Genomic DNA, 17,236 nt, shown 5'->3' on the forward strand with positions numbered 1-17,236 from the left:
TATATTTGTGTGATGACAGTGGAGCCGCGCGGAAGTAGCCCGGATAGGAACGACCGCGCGCCGACGTCAGGCGCGCAACCAGACCAGCGGGGTGGTCGTCTGTGCAACATTGCGCGGATGACGTAGCACCGCACCGCTGTTGCGCTCGGCGACTACCATCACACTCTCAGCCGATTACGTCAGCACCAGCAACATCACCAAAATGCATGGGGGCATCGCCAGCGCTACCACGTCGGCGTCGAACTACGCACCCCGAGCGCGCCGGCGACACCACAACCAATTACGGCCCGGTCGACGGCCGGCATGCCGTTGTGATTGGCGATGGTGGGGTCCCGCTGATACAGCGCGTCACGTTCTTCCGGTGTCAGAGCGTCCCAGAAGTCACGGAACTGGTTTGGATCATCAGGGACCGGCTTGGAGAGGGCATCACGGACGTCGGGCGGATCGGTGCCGGCGGAATGCTCACCCGCATCCGTGATGGCCTTCGCCAACCCATTGTCGGCGTCATCTGCTGCGACGAGCAGATCCTTGATTCGTACTTCGAGATCCGCCTGTTGCAGCGCATACAGCGGATCGCCAACCTTCGATTGATCGGTGGCAGTCACCTCGCAGGTGGCGGGATCGATGTGAATCCCTCGGCACGGGCGTCCTCGTAGATGCGGTGCAGTGTCGACTTGACGCCTTCGATCTCGTCCGCACTCGAGCGTGTAGGCACTCAGTTTGTCCAGCGAGGCACGGGCTGCGTCTCCGCCATTGGCCAAATGCGTTGGCGATCGACGCTTCGTCGTATGGCACTGGCGATCACGCATGCCAGGTCACTCCCCAATCGTGCGTCGGGGTGGTGTACACCGGCGAACACGCGGTCTATAACGCTGCGGGTTCGCCTGCGCTCAAGACTCAAAGCTTCGGGAGTCTGTATGGCGGTGCGGACGGCCCTCACCTAGTCCAGCAGACCGCGGCCGTCTTCCCCAGCACCGAGGAAGCTCGCGCGTTTCTAGAAAAGTCACTGGCGCAGTGGAATTCCTGCGCACCCGGTCAAGTCCAGGCGATTCTCGGCTACGAGAACGGTGCCGATTACGCAGTGGGAAGCGTTGAGCGCCAAGGTGATCTCATCACCGTGGCGATGGCCAAGAACGACGGATTGAACGGTCCGGATGCCTGTCAGCAGGCGCTCGTCGTCCGGGAGAGAACGTGGTTGTTGGGGCTCGCACATGCGAGGCCCCCAAGGTTTCAACGGCATTCGATCCGTCGGCTGGTTTTCCCAGGATCCGCGATGGGCGGAACCTGATGCCGAACGCGTCGCCACCGCAATGCTTGAAAACATTCAGTCTTGAAGCCCTGCAATGTCAGCGGCGACCGGATAGCTCGCAGCACTTAGCCTCAATCCGTGGACTGACTTGAGTGGTGTGGTTCGACGGTGATTCTGACGGCGGTTTGTGGGGTGGGCAGGATGTAGCCGCTGGTCTGCCCAGCTTTTCCTGTGTGCTTCGGTGGGGCCTGTTCGGCGACGGTTAGACGGTTGCGGTAGCGGGTGGGCTGTAGCCGATGGTGTTGCGCCACAGGGTGAGCCAGTGCTCGGTCCAGGGCCAGTGGCTGGGTAGGTGCAGGATGGGTCGGCGTTGCGGTCGGGCCAGCCGTGCCGGGACGGTGATGATCGTGCGTCGCAAGGTGGCTCCCCGGGCCACTGCGTGCGCTCCACCGGCAAGCACACCGGCGGCGCGCAGCAGATTGTGGGCGATGGCCCCGCAGAGCACCCACGCGGAGTTGGCGCCGAATTGCCCGGAGGGCATGTGGGCCAAGGGGCCGGCGATCAGGTCGGCGAAGACAGTTTCGATGATCGCGTGTTGACGGTGGGTGATGTCGGCGTCGGCGGTTGGTAGGTCGGTGTTGGTGAAGAACGGGTGATACCGCCAGACCGGGAACAGGGCGTCGCGGAAGCGCGCATCTTTGACCCGACGTACCACCAGTCGGGCGGTGAAGCGGTCTGTGGTGGCCGCGAATGCGGTGTAGCTGATTTCGGCGACTTCGGCATCAGAGATCCACTCTCCGGTGTCGGGATCACGCACCGCGCCCGGGTATTTCACCGGTGTCCACGCCGCGTCGTCGATGGCGTTGATGGCCCGGTTGATCGCGCTGTTGCGGCCCATGACCACCGAGAATTGCGCACCATGGCGTCGGCAGGCGCCGACGACGGCGCGGGTGCCGTAGGACGAATCGCCGCGGACCAGGATCTGGCCGGTGACCCCGGCCGCTCGGGCCGTGGTGATGGCCTGGGCGACCATTCGACCGGCTCCTTTACCGGAGCCGGTCTTGCCGGCCCGCAGCCGCATCCCGGCGATCACCGGCGCCGCACCGGGGGTGCTGATCGTGGTCGCCAACGGCGAGAGTCCTTTGCGCAGGACCTGCTTGCCAGCGATTTTGGTGTGTCCGTAGGAGGCGCCTTGTTTGGCATGGCCGTAGACCGGTCGTAGCAGGGAGTCGATGTCGATGAACACACCGCTGTCGGATCCGGGTAGCAACTCAACGCGCCGGCAGAGGGCGGCCAAGTGTTCGCGCAGGACTGATTCGAGTTGGCGTGCGTGTCCGAAGGTGAACTCCCGCAACAGGGTTCCGATGGTTGATGGTGCGTACACATCGCCGAAGAGTGTTTTCATGCCCCCGGCCCGGACGATGTTGAGGTCATCAATGCTGTCGGCGCCGGCGCACATCCCGGCGATCACCGTGGCCAGCTTCGGTGCCGGATTCGCTGACCCGGATTTGATCTTCGGCGCGGGGATGAAGATCTTGTCAGCCAACAGATTCGGCAGGCCGGTCTGCTCAGCCAGTGTCATCACCGGCACCAGTCCGGCGCACGACACGAGATGATCCTCATCGAAGACCGCCGACGACGCAGCGAACCCGTGGGACACTTGCACTGGAAGTGCCTTTCTTAACTGGCCTGATTGATGCGTAGAGAACACCAATCCTCCCAGCTCAAGGGGCACTTTCCTTATATCGACACCCACCTACACAGGCAATTCATCGGTGGATCGAGGCTTAGCCCGTGGGCGGCTGCAGGTGTCAGCCATGGTGCGGCTACTTGGTGACGTAGATGACTACCTGTTGGACGGCGCCGATATCGCATCCCGGTGCCGGGTCGGTGCTGACCACCGTCCAGTTTGATGCCACCCACACGGACTTGTATTCCGGGTTAGCCGACGATAACTCGACGTTGTTGAGCCCCAGGCGCTTGAGTTGTGCCTCGACGCCACCGGCGTTTTGGCCAACCAGGTCGGGCATGCTCACGACGTGCTGGCTCGCACCAACGGTTGCCAGGCTGGGACAGGGTTTCGATCGAGCGTCGCCGGCCGCTGAGTGGATGGGGTCCGCGACGAGCACAGCGAGCCCGACTGCCAACCCGACGACGAGAACACCCGCAGACCAGCGAATCGCAACTCCGATGGCATCACGTTCAAGCGTGGCGACGGCCTCTGGTGCTGATTGGACATCAGCTATCTGCGGCAGCGTCTCGTGCGTGGATCGTGTACAGCGTGCCGCGGTCTCAGCCGAGCGATGGTTCACGGTGCAGGTGCCGTGCCGATAAATCACCGACCGGCCAGATTGGGTTTCATACACCGCACCGGACGCTCTCAAGACGGCCAATTGGTGAGCTTCCATGGCCGCACGCCGCCCATGACTAGCCCGTGCGAGCACAACCAATGCGACCAATGCTGCGATGTAGACGACTTCGAACAGCCAGCCCACCACGAACCGCTCGGTCGACGGGTTCCATGCACCGCATTGGACCGCGATGTAGGTGCCCAGCAGGTATGGCCACGCGACAACGACAAAGAACACCGCGGCCAGCACCAGCCACCCAACCAGTCCCCCGCTACCCGAACCCCCGCTGCGCCAGGACGTCCCTGCCGAGAACGGTCCAACCCCGACCCCGACCCCGCGAGTCGAAATACCACCCCTGACGCCAAACGCGCCACCGCCAATCCCCAACCGCACGACGTGACGCTACGACGTTTCTGCCCCATCCCGCGGCAAAACGCCGTCGTTCCCAGTCCGATCACCCTCGGCGACGTCAGCGTCCAACACAACTCCGACCGGCGCTACGAACACGGCCACGGAATAGCCAACAAAATTGGCATAAAGTTACTCGTCGGGCGACTCAGCCGGGTCACGTTCCCATTCAGCCCCTTCGGCGTCTGGCAGAGGTGCGTCGAAGTCTTCTGGAACGGCAAGGCTCGGTAGCTGGCCAAATCGGCGTCGACCTCGGTCGCTAAAAGTCGGTCGCTTTGCAGCTTCCATGGCGTTCAATGCTCACGATGGTCAGTGCTGCCTTTACCGGTGAACAGACACATCGTTACCATCCGCGCCCGCACCTCAACGGCGGCCGGATAGCGCGCACCACGTAACCGCCGCGTCAGGCGATCAGCCATCGGACCGTCATTTGATGACGTAGATGACCCCTGCGGGACGGATCGTGTGTGAAACCCAGGCCTTTCCAGTTCTCCTCGATCAGACCGTGCCAGAGCTCGGTACCGATGGCGCCACCTTGAGCGTCGGCAACCCGACCCGGTCTGCCGAAAGGAGCGCGCGGCTTTCGCCTGTCCGTGAGGCATCCTTTCGCCGCCCGCCTCGGCTGAGCCACAAAACACTCTTCACCCCAGCCGGAGCCTTGCTAGGTTCCACTCTGATCTTGTTATCCGACGGAGAGGAATGCTGTGGCAGGGAAGTTCGAGCTGTACAAGGACAAAGCGGGCGAATACCGGTTTCGGCTCAAAGCAGGCAACGGCGAGACCATCGCGGCCAGCGAGGGCTACAAGTCAAAGACAAGCGCCCTCAACGGCATCGAGTCAGTCAAGACAAACGCGGCCAGCGCGCCTGTTGTCGATCTCACCAGCTGACGCGCCCTCCGAGCCGGCCTAGAAACCGAGATTGTCGCGGCAGTACGCAACTGCAGCAGCCGACACTATCGAGTTGGCGACATTGAACGAGTACGGCCCTTCTGCCTGAAGCAGGTGGACGGTGTCCAACCCGTCCATGCCGTCGTCTTGGCGCTGACACGATAGAAGACCCTGGGCTCGGATCAACGGAAAGTTCGTGATCGTCAGCCCAGGGTCTTCTTCGCCCCCTCGGTGAGCAGGCGATAGAACGTCTCATCCCCCGCCGAGAATGCGGCTGGATCGGAACTCGCAGATGGGGCCAGCGTTACTGCTGAACCAGCCAGCAGCGCCATTCCGACCAGCCGCCCGATCAACCCTCGCAGCCGATCCCGTCACCATCGCGGTCCAGCCACGGGCCGTACTTGTCACTGCTCTCGGGAATGTTGTAGTCGCCGTTCGCCTTTGCCTGGCTGCAGTTCTTGTACGGCGCTGCGGTGGCCAGTGGCGCGAGTCCAACCGCAGCACCGGCGACCGCAAGGGCAACAACCAACATTCGAATCGTCACGGCAACCTCTGATCTTGATATTGACGTCATCGTCAATGGGTGCCAGAGCTTAACCTGTCGGCAACTTTGATCACAAGAGATCGTTGCGTTGGCAAGCAGGTTCTTTTGGCGCCGGACCTTGCCGGCAGATCTTGACCGGTTCACGGTTGGAATCAACGGTCGGCCTTATCATCCGGTGATGGCTGAGTGTTACGCGTGTGAAGACGTTGAGGACCTTCGACGACGCTGCGTCGCGCACGCCCAGTGGATCGCGATTCACCCCGAGAATGTGGCGTTCGCCGAGTCGTGGGCTGATCAGGCTCTCGAACTGATCGGCGGGATGTGACCTCGCCGAGGGTGTTTCGCGAGCTGGATGCGCGGTGCTATGCATCACGGCGAGTTGCGGCCTTGCCCCCGTCGACGATTCACCGCAAAGACGACGACTTCGGACCTCTATTCCATCGGCTGCCGAGCCGGCGACAAGTACTGCTCGGCCGAGTTATCACGACGTCGCTACCTGCTCTCGAGCCGCGAAAAGCACTCCTTGGCCCCCTTGCTGATGTGTGGTGGTCACGATTGACGGCCCCGGGCATTGCGGTCTCCGTCAATCAACGAGCACAGCGGGGAAGGCTCACACGGTGTCGCGACAAGATGCCCACTAGGCGCCTGTCGCTGATGATTTCTGGGTGCGGGCGGCCAGGGCGGGCTGGAGCTTTTCGAGTTGGTCGACGGCCGCGGCGAGTGTGCCGAAGGGGAAAGCAGGACGTGATCGGCGCTCGCCTCCAGATGCGCCGCAAATGCGTTCAGCGATGGTGTCGACCGATCCATACACTCCGACGGTTTTGACGAACCGATCGCTGTCCGTGTCGAGATCCTCGTCGGTAAGACCGTAACGCTTGAGGTTGGAGCGGTGGGCCCCGATTACCATGGAATACGCCATGCCAACACCTCGGAACCGTGAGTTGCGGCGGCTCGATCACACGTGCTGCGTCGCTTTCTATTGGCCCAGTTCGGCCTGGCGTGTGCCCGTAATCGCTGTGGCTAGCGAGCGTGCTTTTACACTCCTGTGTCGGGATCGTATCCGAGCATCTGTTCGCGTTCTTCTTTAGTGATTGGACCGTTGTTGAGCGGCAGGTCGGAGTCGTTGCCGTACATCGAGTCAACGATCGCGGCAATACGTGCGGCACGCTCGGGATCTGCTAGGAGCCTTGCCAGCACCGCACTGCCACAGTCTGTCGCCGACCGGTTTGCCCTCTGTGCTGCGTACTGACGGACGTCCTCAGCGATGAGGGGGTTGTCGACGAGTTCGTCGATGCGGTCATTCATGCGTCGAAACGCCCCGGAGGCCTTGCCTCCGCGAGCTTCGTCGTCTGAACTGCGTTGATTCATAGCATTATTCGATTCCCGGCGCATCGATTCGCGAGGAACCTAAACGGGAACTGCAAATCGGTGGCCGTTGCTTGTGTGACCGCTCCGACGTCGCCGAGTGGGCACACATCCGCTCCGTTTAATGTACTACTGGCAGACCGTTCGATGCACCAGCTCGCGACGACGGGCGCGACCGTTCGACCTGGTCAGCAGCGGCACGGATGACTCCCGTTATTGCGGCGGTCCAGATCCAGCACAGAGAAATGCGGCCGTGACGGCCCGCCAGGGAAGTGACTGAACGCCACTATCCCTGCTAGGAGTAGATTAGCTGGTGCGGGTTCGACAGCGGCTTTTCAGAAGTGTCCGTTGCTTGAGGATGATGAGCGGGCCGCGCATCATGCGATGGTCATTCTTGGCCGTTCTGGCGGCCCCGCACCCCTATTCGGCGCGGTGACGCTCGGGCCCAACCAAGTGGAGATGCGGCGAAGACGAACGTAGTGCATCAAGTGCTCAACCCTGACGATTCTGAACTTCTCGACATCGCCGATCTGCCGGAATACGCCGGCATCGGCGTAATCGGCGTCGATGCCCGCATCCGAGAGTTGGTCGGTTCGGCGTTCACAGCCAAGGAAGTGGCCCGTGGGCTCTCGGTCAGCGTCTCAAGCGTGCACCGCCGGCGGCGCCACCGCGCGCTGTGGGGAATCAACCATGCGCGGACATGGCGATTCCCGGCCGCGCAGTTCGTCGTCGCCGACGGGCGGCCGGTTCGACAAGCGCCCGGCCTCGACGTGGTGCTCAAGGAGTTGCCCGCGGATCTTCATCCCGTGTCCATTGACGGATTCCTTCACACTCCCCAACCTGACTTGCTCGTCCGTGACAAGTTGGTCTCCCCCTTGGACTGGTTGCGTGCTGGACGTCCTACCCAGTCGGTACTCATCTGCGCGGCTGCGCTGGACTGGTACGGATAGCGGATCGGCCTTCAACCATTCCGGCGGGAAGCGGGGCCCGCACTGACGCGGATGCTCGACATGAGGTGCGCCACACAGCAATCCCAGCTAATTCCATTCCACTCCCCGCTGCAGTTCTACAGCGCTGCACCACGGCAACGGGCGGGGCCGTCTATTGGCCAAAGCTTCTCAGGCTCATCGGTTCCCGTTGAACGTGTCACCGTTCGCTGGTTCCTAACCTTCCTCTGAGGGACCAGACTTTTCTGCCACCGCTATGGCCTCTGAACAATTGCATGTCGACTGACTGTTTGTTGCCGCCGCGACTGAGACCGCGACCGACCACCTCGGTATCGAGACGAGAACCGCATTTGGCCGTCACCGGACAGTTCGCCGCCCCGACACGGACAAGCCTGTACACGCACAAGGGTGTGATATCAACGGGCCCAACATTGTTCGGCGTTGCGATACCGATCGTCATGAGCAGACCCGGCGAGATGCGACTGGTGCTTGGCCCCGGAGGTTCTGAAGTAACGGCGGAGTTTGTGGTGGGCGTTGGCGTCAGCGTATGCGCGGCGGTAGGCCAGTCGCAGAGAAGGAGTGAGGGTGCCTTGGTCGGCTTCGCTCAATCGGCGGATGCGGCCGTGGGTGGCTGCGATCATGAGGTCCCGCCAGGTGTGCGCGGCCTCAGTTATGCTGTGCGCGTTAAGGATCGTTAGTGCGGTGGTGACGCTTGCGGCGGTTTCGGCGGCCGTGTTCTGGGCGGTGCGGCCCGAGTGGGGTGCCGCGAAATTGAGATGTTCCGAATCGCAGCAGGCTAAAACAGCCTGGGGCTGCAATTGAGAGTAGTCAATTGTCAGTGCTACCCACCTGAGGAGGACTCTCAGGGTGTCGAGCGCAGCGACTGACCCCTGACCGCGGCGTGGAGCGATCGGTTCTTCGGCGAGGAGCAGGTGCATCACCTGGTGCTGGGCCTGAAGAATCATCGGACTACCGCGGAGGTCGACCGGTTGCGCTGAAGCCAGCTGGGCGCCGCAGGCGCGCGGCGCTCCGCTTGAATCTCGACGGCGCACACCGCAGCACTGACCGGGGTGCGGGAGGCGGGTCATGGGATGCGGTTTTGTGCGTTGCGCACAAAGGCACGCTGGGCATGCGTCAACCAACAGACATTGGTGAGCCGGGCACGCGAATGTCCAGTTGATGCGCCAGGCGAGTTGCCATCGCCCTACGCTGTCGTCGAGACAGTGGGGGCAATACCGGGAGTTTGACCGCCAATCCCAGGGACCCGACGGCAGTGTCCGCGCGAGACATCCATTCGCGCCGGCCGGCGGTGCCCTGTCGAGGCGAGGCAGCGCCATGGCGTCGACGTCCTCGGGATCGAGGTCGGTGACCTGCGCGATGCGCGCGAGGACATCCCGGTCGAGCAGGCGTATCCATGCGCCGGGTCGCGCGCAGGTGATGCCGCATTGATGGAGCACGTCACGGAAGGGCACCTGGTAGCGATGCGCGAGAGCTTCGAGCCAGGAATCCAGGGCCTCCCCTGGCAACGGTTCGACATGCAGCGGCAGTGTCCTGGCAGGCGGTACCGCCTTTGCGCCAATGTGCATGTCAGGGTGGGTTTCGGGAGGGCACTTGGGGCGTCTCGTGGCGGTCATGCCGCGGTCCTGCGCGGCCGGTTGGTCACCCCTGGGCCGGCTCTTCGGTAAAGCCACTCCCGAAACCCACCTCCTGAGTGTACCTCTAGCGAGACATATTTTTATGTACTACTTGCGGGGCAGACTTCTTTGCACCTCTGCTTCTTACTAGTGGGATGCCCACACGTCCCCCGGAAAACGACCCGCATCGGGGCGAACAGTGGCAGCGTCGCCGCGAACTGATCGGTCACCGCATCCGGACCCTGCGACTGGAGCGGGGGTTGTCGCAGGAGAGTCTGGCCCTCGAATCTGGCATTGCCCGCAATCAGCTGATTCAGATGGAACACGGACGGCGCGGGATCCTCGTGGAGCGGCTCTATGACATCGCTGACGTGCTTAGTGTTCCGGTGGGTGAGCTTCTTAGCGATGGTGACAGCACTGGACCGGTGGCCGGGCGAAGCTGACCCGACGATCTATGTGGGTGTCGAGCCTCGCTCGGGCGAGACCGCACGGGCGACCTCCTCGATGATGCAGGCACCGGTCTTCGGCACATAGCTGCCCACATCTCAGTCACACTGGCAGCAGTACCTCGGATCGAGGGCTCAGACGTGTCTGGTCCATCGGGTTCGGCCAGGATCCCGACCGGCGTGCCGCTGGGTTCAATATCAGCGTTGTTGCCCACCCGTCAGGCGAGGTTTTCAGCTCCCGCTGCCGAATTCGATGGCCGTGGTGAGTGCGACCAACTGTTGTCCGAAGCCGGTGAGCGTTAGTGGGCGTTTCTTCGTGGCACGATCACACACTCGATGTCCGAACGCTTTCTCGAGGGCCCTGATATGTGCGCTGACAGCGCAGGGCGCACAGCCCAACGCAACGGCAGCTGCACTGAACGAGGAGTGCCGGCTTGTCTCGACGAGGATCTGGAGGTTCCTCCACATGTGCGTGCTGGGCAGGCGCGGGCCGCAGGTTTTTGGGTCAATCGCAAGTGCGGCAAGTACTTGTAGTGAGCGCTGGTCTGGGGCATGGTGCCACGAGTGCCGGTGGGTGGGGATGCCAAAGCTGCGGGCACATTTTCCTATCGCCTGCGGGCGCACGCCGAGTTCTGCGGCCATGTCGGTGAATGTGCGCCCGCAGGCGATGTGTTGGCGCTGAATCCATTCAGCTGTCGGCCCCGCGATGGTGCGTTGTTCGATGCCGTACTCGCGCATAAGGGTTTCCAGGGTGCGGTGATCGACAGTCCGGCCATGCTCGGCGGCGACGAGGCGAGCGATGGTGTTGCGGGCCAGGTGTTGATCGTCATAGAGGTCGCGCAGTTTCGGCTCGGGCAGCACTGTCCGCAGCCAATCGAGAGCCGGCGTGGGCACCGGTTTGGGGCCAGGTGATGCGTGGTCGCGACAAGGGTGTTGTTCGAGGCCAAAGCGCACTACTTCAATCGGCAGATCAAGTGCGCGGCTCGCGCCGTACACGGTGTATCCCTGGTCGATGAGATCGTGGATCTGTTCCATGTGGGATGCGCTCGCCGTTGCGCCGGGTAGGTCGAGGCCGTTCAGCAGGATGGTTGGAGGTGTCCACCTCAGCGGTTCATCGGTGATTCCACGGGCGTGTAGGAAGTCGATCGCGATCGAGTCGAGTGTGGCGAGCAGGTCACGGCTGAAGTGTGCCCGCAGAAAGTCCTGACCTCCGTCGCGGGGCATCAACTTGCCGGCGGCATTTCTGGGTGCCGGCCCGCCCAGTTGCTCGATAAGCCAATTGCGTACAGCGCTGGGCGCGTCGGGCCGATGGCGGATTGGCATGTCAAGTACTGCGGTGACCTGTTCCCACTGTCGTTCGTTGATTAGGTGGCGGTAGTCGAGTTCTCGGCGGCGTTGGTAATCGATGGGTGGCGGTGTCGCTCTCAGGTAGCGGTGCAGACGCTCGAGTGCCTGGCGGATCACGGTCCACTGGGGGTGCGCGTAGAGGCGCCGGGCGACGCTGTTGATGACGCTGTTGGCGGTTGGGTGGATGTTGAGTCGGCGGTTGGCGTCTGGCCCCGCCATCGTGGATTCCATTGCCAGCAGCAGCCGTGTCAACGTCTGACAGTGCATCGTCCAACTCAACATCCCAGTGTTGAGCCCCAGAGTCCACGGTGTCCATAACCCGCTACGGATCGCACGCAGCATCGTCTCGCCGGCGCTGTCGCCTTCTCGCCCGCGCTGTGGATGTTGCGTGAGGCTACTGTCATTCACTGCCGCGAACACGTCGATGCAGCGGCTGCGCGACATGGTGTCGGCGGCCGCCAGTGCGGGGCTGTAGCGAACCGTTTGGGGACGGCTCCGTTCAGGCGCAGATTTTTCCGTCATGTGCTCGGCATTGCGCAACGCGGCGGCAGCCTCGGCGATCGATGGTTTCGTCACAATCGCCATAGCGGTGGTCACCCACGCACTAACCACGGCGGCCGGCGCGGCAACGATGCGCGCGGATTTGATGCTGTTGTCTTGGCCGGCCTGCCGTACACGGAGGGCGTTGTCCCAGTGCATAACCCGGCGTTCAGTTGCCCGATACCCCCACATGTTGAGGAGATCGGTTGCCTCTGCCCCGTCCAGGAGCCGGTCGCGAAGTTGAAGCACATCGTGGAGGAACTCGTTTGGGCGGGCCGGTGCGGCCGAATAGAGTCCGCGGTCGATCTGCGGGTGCGACAGCCATTCGCTGAGGGTCTGCTGTGCCGCCAGGACGGGATCATCGCGGCGTATCCGCACCACGGGCGCGTTCGACAACCGTGCCGTACAGCGGGCCGGCGCGGACGCTGTGTGCAGGATCCCGCGACATCGATCGGCTGGTGGCAGTGCCAGAAGGCGAAGCCACGTGGGGCTCAAACATTGATGGTGTCCGTTGTGGGTGCACGCGTCGGCGAGATAGCACTGATGCTCCGGACAGGTGGTGATCCAGGGCAGGAGCCATTCGAGCCGGTCGCGACCCGGGTGGGACTTCAGACACAGCGGGCAGAACCTTTGCCGGCTGATTTTCCCCCATGGCGTGTCGGGTCGGCCGCTGTCGGGATCGATGGTGATGAGCGGCTGCCCGTAGCGTCCAGCCAAGGTCATCGCAGCAACGTCAGCGGCATCGGTGTGTGTAGCGTCGGCGATCGCGTCTCGATGATCATCGCTCAGGCGAGCAACCAGCCGCAGGTCGCGGCCATAGCGTCCCAGTTCTGCGCCGGCAGGCAGAACAGCACTGAGCAGTTCACCCCACCAGCATTTCATTCGCGTAGCGTGCGCTGCTAGCCAGGACACCAACGATTCCCCGGGGATCGGCTGCACTCGGATCGGCAGCGTCATGACTATCCCGGAACACCTCGCGACAAGGTGTCGTATACGTGATTTCGGTTGCTGTCCTGCATATTTCCTGTCACGGGCATCCTGTCGACGACATCATGGTTGGTTGCGGCGTATCTTGCGGACCTTTTCCTGCATGTCAGGGCGTTGCTGTTCGGAGGCCGCGTCCATGGGTACTCGCCGCAGCACCTCCTCGTCGAGGTATTCGGTGCCGGTGCGCACTGCCCGTTGGCACGCTCGGTTGATGAGCGTGGTCAACGGTCCGATACGTCCCGAGGTACGTTCAAACAGCAAGTCCCAATGCTTGGTGAGCATTCCTCTTTCCTTGTTGGCCAGCACTATTCGCCTCTCTAGGGTGATCAGGAGGTGCTGCCATTCCTTGAGGTGCTCTGGCTCGTCGATGTCGAAGCTTCGCATCACCAGCGGTGTGATGCGTCGACCACTTTGCCCGAGGATGCCGTCTGCGTAGTCGCCGTCGCTGTAGAGGCCGCGCTGTTTGAGGCCGATCCCGATGAAGATGATGGTTAGCGGGAACTCGTTGCTGATGTATTTGAACTGGTTGCTGATCTCCACGCTGGTCGTGCGCTGCTTGAGGAAGTGCAGATCGTCGACGATCAGGAGTTTGGTTTCGCAAGACAGGACGCAGTCCAGGGCGCGGAAGGCGAATTCGGCGGCGGTGCCGCTTCGAGTACCGGGATGGTTGTAGAAGGCGAGCATTGCCCGGTTGAAGTCCCGTAGTCCGGTGTTGCCGGTCATGCCGACCCGGCAGACGGGCCACCGCTCGTCTCCGGCCTCGGTGCACCTGCCGAATTCATTGATGGTTTCCCGGTGAAACTGGCCCGCGAAGTCCAACAGCGCGCTTGTCTTTCCCACACCGGCGGGTGCCTCAATACCGATCGCGCCTTTGGCTTTATCGCCGTTGTGCTGGTTGCTGGCGACGATGTCGGCGACGTCTTCGTTCAGTTCGAGAAGTTGGGGGGTTTTGATGGTTCGAAAGTTGGCGTGCCAGATGCTGCGTTGCCGGTTGTATGCCGCACGTTGCCCAGGATCGAGGCCATCCAGTTCACGCATCGTCAGTGTCGGAGGTTGTTGGCGTGGGGGGCTTTCGACAACCGCTCGGAATCCTTCCTTGCGAGAAAGTGTCAGGTTGTCGAGGGTGACTTTCTTCGCGATGACAGGTGATGAATGCGTCCCCACTCCGGGGCGCCGCCGCGGCGACCTGGTTGAATTATGCAGTGCTACATTGGCTTTCGCTGGTGCGCTCATGGTTATCAGTCCTCGAAGGCGACGGAGTAGTAGGTTTCATCGTCGATGTCGTCCTCATCATCGAGCAGATCGAGGTCGTCATCGACGTCCTCATCGGATGGCTGCGATAGCGGTGGAGGTACGGCTGCAGATTCCGCTGCGCGTAGCTGTTCGATGAAGTCCCTGGCTCGCTGCTCGTCGTTGGTCACCAGATCAGTGACCAACGCGGCACGTTCTCGCGCCAGACGCAGCGCGATTCGACGTTCGGGCAGCGTGCGTCCCAAATCCATATTCCATTGCGCCAGCATCGCTTTGAGCGCCGCTGCAGGCTCGGTCGACGTACCGCGGGCCTTGGCCAGACGCCGAGCATATTTCAGGCCATCCTCGTTCATCGGCAGGTCCAGCGCCGGTGCGTCCTTCCACAACAGCGTGCACCACTTGCGGGTCTCGGGATGGCGGAAGTAGACGCGAGTGATGTCATCGGGATTGACATAGATAAACCATTTCCGGTCCGCAGGCCCGCCGTGGGGGCTTTCGTGGCCGCGCAGCCCATTGAGTGCGGGCCCGTTGTACATGCGGTTCCTGTATTGCACTCCGTCATGACGGATTTGCCGCCGGACCGGCCGCAAAAACTCGAAGGCAAGATCTGGATCCCGCGGGACCTCGATGTAGCCGGCCCGTGCCACCCCATGTTCGAACATTTGCGCGGGGGAAAAGTGGTGATCCGGCATGTTCGGATCGAACAGGCTCTCATGCGGGTGGTGATGGTAGACCTCTGCGATCCATTGCCGTATCAGAGCTTCCAGTTCGTCGAGGAACAAGAAGGCGTCCGCCTCCGGGTTGAGGCCTCGCGAAAACACATCCGGGCCCTTGTATCCGGGCAGATACTGGATCAGGCCCAATCGCACACTGAGGAAAAACCGTTCCACTATGCCTTTGTCGGTGGCCGTCCGCAGCCGTGCCGGCTGGATGGAGATAGCCATCCGTTGGCACACACTATTGATGTGCTGGCATTTGAATTGCTTGCCGTGGTCGATCACGACCGTGTCCGGAACGATCGCTGGATTGCTAGCACCCGGGCGCCCGGCCAGACCGTCGACATCAGGAAACACTGCACGCGGAACCCCGAGTTCAGGCCACACTGCATAGGACTTCCAATGCGCAGGCGCAGGATTCGGACGAAACGTCTGATAGAGCGCCATCGCCACATCGAGAGATTTGGTGGTCGGCGTTACCCGTATACCAGGAATGCACCGTGAGTAGGCATCGATCGAGACGGTCAGCTGGGCGTTCACAGGCTCCAGCGTGAAGGGGTCTAAGACGAAGATATCGAGACTCTGGGTGTCCATGACGAGGTACTCGCCTGGGCGCGTCGGATTCAGGTTCCCGTACTCGCGATCCTGCCGAGCAGCCACTTCACGATTGCGCTTGCGGCTCCCGTGAAAGGTCGGTATCAGTCGGTCCAGCTGAGCCAGACGCCGAAATGCGGTGGCACGCGACGGCATTGGAACCACTCCCGCCCCGAACCGGCTGTCCAACCGTGCTTCGATCTGAAGCAAGATGGCGGTACGGCTTGGCCGGGACATGTCACGGTATTCGGTCAGGATCTCCTCGGCGACCTCCAGCCAGCGACCATCAGTACGACCCAATGGGTTGGTTTGGCAGGCCGAGGCCAGACCGCTTTCGCCGTGCGCACCGTAGTCATCCATCCAGCGGCGCACCGTGCGCTCGTGGACACCCAGCTCTGCGGCCTTGGCGCATCGACGGTTGACGATACTTCTTTCGGGTGCATATTCAGGCCGTGGCTCTCTGGCGAGTTTGAGTTCAGCCGTTCCGGAGCGGTACCCGGTCAGCACTTCTCGGACATGTCCGGCTTTCTCAGCGACCTCGCAACGTTGCTGCTCGGTGAGATTCGCCAAGACAGTCCCGGCGACCTCTATGTCATCATCGGGAAGAGGTCCGTTGTCGGACGAAATGACTCGCGCACGGCCTGAAGATAGGAGTTCACGAGCGCTCATCCAGTAGCAGCGTGCGCCGCCACGATCGCTGAGCAGCACGCTGGAGCCTGATTCGGTCGGGACGAATCGCAAGATGGTCGCTGTTTCGCCGTCAAGTTCGATCGTGGAATCGACGCCGAAGCGAACCGCAGCTCGACCGTGCGGAGCCGGTGACGAATGCGTGTTCACGGTGTCACCGTCACAGTCGTTGAAGATGAGAGCTTTTGCGAGATGTCCACCGACAGCTCATGAGTCCACAACAGATGAAAAAGCGCAGGCAGGGCAATGGGTTTGGGAAAGCTGACGCTAGAGGCGAGGTCGCCGATCGTCGCACCCGTAACCTCTTGTGCGGCATGCCGTATTCCTTCCACCACCTCAGCGCGGAACTGCCAATGGCGCCGGTACCCCGACAAGAATCGGATGTTCATATATTCGACGCGCGGTTGCTCGGTAGCCACCTCATAGCGCCAACCACGAGCCTCAACAACTTTGCGAGTCATCTCGAATAGGCGAACCTTGTCTGGCTTGGTGAGGCTCACTCGACGCGTAACGTCGATAACCAGCGGCACCGCATCGGTGCACACCAGGTAGTCAGGAACACGTTTCAAAGACTCTCCACCAATGCTCGCTTTGAGTTGAAACGGCTGGCTGGCAATATGTTTCGCGTCTGGATCGAAATCCGCCACCATCAAACGCGACAGCTCCAGTCGAGATTCATAGCCCACATGGGCCCCCTCGGTCGCACACCAATACAGTCCGGAGTAATTGCGCTGACCCAGATACCACGGGAAAGTTCGCCACGGGCTCCCCCGCACCACCGCATCTGGATCCAGTTCGGCCCAATCAACCACGACCTCCGAACCATCCGAGGTCTTGTACGACGCATGTATATAGTCACGGGAGAGTGTTTTCATCGGAGTCACCATCCATCGGCAAACCCCCGGCTTGATCGTCAGCACATCACTAACCCGAACGGAAGCGTTGTGCTGGATTCGTGACAGATTCGTGCGGAAATCGCAACGCGGCGGTCGATCGCGGAGACCACGGCCACCGCATTTGTCACTTTTCCGATCGGCACAGCCGCTGTCTCATTTCTAGCTGTTGCCATAGAGCCGCCCCACTGACGCGTCGAGCGGAACGATTGATACGTCACGACGAGCCGGTTTACACCCTCTTGTACAGCATTTCCACAAAGGAACCGCCAGGAAGTGGCCAGCTGGAGGTGGCCACATTTCATCCCGTGTCCGCAGCGGCGCCGGAGCTCAACTCGTGCAAAATGCGAGTGAGAGTGCGTAACATGTAGTTGTTCGAACACACATTCG

Annotated in this window: 17 protein-coding genes; 6 read left to right on the forward strand and 11 right to left on the reverse strand. The window is 61.9% G+C overall.

Annotated elements, in window-relative coordinates; translation table 11 throughout:
• Window positions 1–224 precede the first annotated feature (224 nt).
• Complete coding sequence (locus ACNQR1_RS00350) at window positions 225–605, reverse strand: hypothetical protein (RefSeq protein WP_418043186.1); 381 nt, start codon at window positions 603–605, stop codon at window positions 225–227.
• A gap of 233 nt (window positions 606–838) precedes the next feature.
• Between ACNQR1_RS00350 and ACNQR1_RS00355 the strand changes: the two genes are divergently transcribed.
• Entirely contained in the window at window positions 839–1,288 is a 450-nt protein-coding gene (locus tag ACNQR1_RS00355) for a sensor domain-containing protein (protein WP_418043187.1), read from the forward strand.
• A gap of 223 nt (window positions 1,289–1,511) precedes the next feature.
• Here ACNQR1_RS00355 and ACNQR1_RS00360 read toward each other — a convergent pair whose 3' ends face one another.
• Both ACNQR1_RS00360 and ACNQR1_RS00365 read right to left on the reverse strand, forming a co-directional pair.
• A complete protein-coding gene (locus ACNQR1_RS00360) occupies window positions 1,512–2,915 on the reverse strand; it encodes an IS1380 family transposase (protein WP_011768002.1) in 1,404 nt (467 codons plus the stop codon).
• Between the two features lie 160 nt (window positions 2,916–3,075).
• Window positions 3,076–3,849, reverse strand: coding sequence for a PASTA domain-containing protein (locus tag ACNQR1_RS00365; protein ID WP_418043188.1), 774 nt, complete (start codon window positions 3,847–3,849; stop codon window positions 3,076–3,078).
• Between the two features lie 863 nt (window positions 3,850–4,712).
• Between ACNQR1_RS00365 and ACNQR1_RS00370 the strand changes: the two genes are divergently transcribed.
• Window positions 4,713–4,895 (forward strand): YegP family protein, encoded by a 183-nt coding sequence (locus ACNQR1_RS00370; RefSeq protein WP_418043189.1) that lies wholly within the window; start codon window positions 4,713–4,715, stop codon window positions 4,893–4,895.
• Window positions 4,896–5,244: 349 nt separating this feature from the next.
• Here the strand turns inward: ACNQR1_RS00370 and ACNQR1_RS00375 are convergent, their stop codons facing one another.
• On the reverse strand, window positions 5,245–5,439 hold the full coding sequence (locus ACNQR1_RS00375; RefSeq protein ID WP_345974327.1) for an excalibur calcium-binding domain-containing protein: 195 nt from the start codon (window positions 5,437–5,439) through the stop codon (window positions 5,245–5,247).
• A gap of 178 nt (window positions 5,440–5,617) precedes the next feature.
• On the opposite strand from ACNQR1_RS00375, the gene ACNQR1_RS00380 reads away from it, so the two are divergent.
• Complete coding sequence (locus ACNQR1_RS00380; RefSeq protein WP_418043190.1) at window positions 5,618–5,764, forward strand: hypothetical protein; 147 nt, start codon at window positions 5,618–5,620, stop codon at window positions 5,762–5,764.
• Between the two features lie 312 nt (window positions 5,765–6,076).
• On the opposite strand, the gene ACNQR1_RS00385 is transcribed toward ACNQR1_RS00380, so the two are convergent.
• Complete coding sequence (locus tag ACNQR1_RS00385) at window positions 6,077–6,358, reverse strand: hypothetical protein (RefSeq protein ID WP_418043191.1); 282 nt, start codon at window positions 6,356–6,358, stop codon at window positions 6,077–6,079.
• Window positions 6,359–6,474: 116 nt separating this feature from the next.
• Window positions 6,475–6,807: a hypothetical protein gene (locus ACNQR1_RS00390; RefSeq protein WP_418043192.1), complete on the reverse strand. Its 333-nt coding sequence runs from the start codon at window positions 6,805–6,807 to the stop codon at window positions 6,475–6,477.
• Window positions 6,808–7,283: 476 nt separating this feature from the next.
• On the opposite strand from ACNQR1_RS00390, the gene ACNQR1_RS00395 reads away from it, so the two are divergent.
• Complete coding sequence (locus ACNQR1_RS00395) at window positions 7,284–7,754, forward strand: hypothetical protein (RefSeq protein WP_418043193.1); 471 nt, start codon at window positions 7,284–7,286, stop codon at window positions 7,752–7,754.
• A gap of 413 nt (window positions 7,755–8,167) precedes the next feature.
• On the opposite strand, the gene ACNQR1_RS00400 is transcribed toward ACNQR1_RS00395, so the two are convergent.
• The gene (locus tag ACNQR1_RS00400; protein WP_418043194.1) at window positions 8,168–9,385 is read right to left on the reverse strand and encodes a TniQ family protein; all 1,218 of its coding nucleotides are present in this window, start codon (window positions 9,383–9,385) and stop codon (window positions 8,168–8,170) included.
• Window positions 9,386–9,540: 155 nt separating this feature from the next.
• On the opposite strand from ACNQR1_RS00400, the gene ACNQR1_RS00405 reads away from it, so the two are divergent.
• Both ACNQR1_RS00405 and ACNQR1_RS00410 read left to right on the forward strand, forming a co-directional pair.
• Complete coding sequence (locus tag ACNQR1_RS00405) at window positions 9,541–9,828, forward strand: helix-turn-helix domain-containing protein (protein WP_418043195.1); 288 nt, start codon at window positions 9,541–9,543, stop codon at window positions 9,826–9,828.
• Complete coding sequence (locus ACNQR1_RS00410; RefSeq protein WP_418050632.1) at window positions 9,776–9,919, forward strand: hypothetical protein; 144 nt, start codon at window positions 9,776–9,778, stop codon at window positions 9,917–9,919. The genes ACNQR1_RS00405 and ACNQR1_RS00410 overlap by 53 nt, the downstream gene beginning before the upstream one ends.
• 143 nt (window positions 9,920–10,062) lie before the next feature.
• Here the strand turns inward: ACNQR1_RS00410 and ACNQR1_RS00415 are convergent, their stop codons facing one another.
• The 4 genes from ACNQR1_RS00415 to ACNQR1_RS00430 form a co-directional block, all read right to left on the reverse strand.
• Complete coding sequence (locus ACNQR1_RS00415) at window positions 10,063–12,675, reverse strand: TniQ family protein (RefSeq protein WP_418043196.1); 2,613 nt, start codon at window positions 12,673–12,675, stop codon at window positions 10,063–10,065.
• A gap of 93 nt (window positions 12,676–12,768) precedes the next feature.
• Window positions 12,769–13,938, reverse strand: coding sequence for an AAA family ATPase (locus tag ACNQR1_RS00420; RefSeq protein ID WP_418043197.1), 1,170 nt, complete (start codon window positions 13,936–13,938; stop codon window positions 12,769–12,771).
• A gap of 5 nt (window positions 13,939–13,943) precedes the next feature.
• Window positions 13,944–16,103, reverse strand: a complete 2,160-nt coding sequence (locus ACNQR1_RS00425) for a Mu transposase C-terminal domain-containing protein (RefSeq protein ID WP_418043198.1) — start codon at window positions 16,101–16,103, stop codon at window positions 13,944–13,946.
• The gene (locus tag ACNQR1_RS00430) at window positions 16,100–16,828 is read right to left on the reverse strand and encodes a TnsA-like heteromeric transposase endonuclease subunit (protein ID WP_418043199.1); all 729 of its coding nucleotides are present in this window, start codon (window positions 16,826–16,828) and stop codon (window positions 16,100–16,102) included. The genes ACNQR1_RS00425 and ACNQR1_RS00430 overlap by 4 nt, the downstream gene beginning before the upstream one ends.
• Window positions 16,829–17,236: the final 408 nt, after the last annotated feature.

It is taken from the genome of Mycobacterium sp. 48b (assembly GCF_048282725.1).
Taxonomy (GTDB): Bacteria; Actinomycetota; Actinomycetes; order Mycobacteriales; family Mycobacteriaceae; genus Mycobacterium.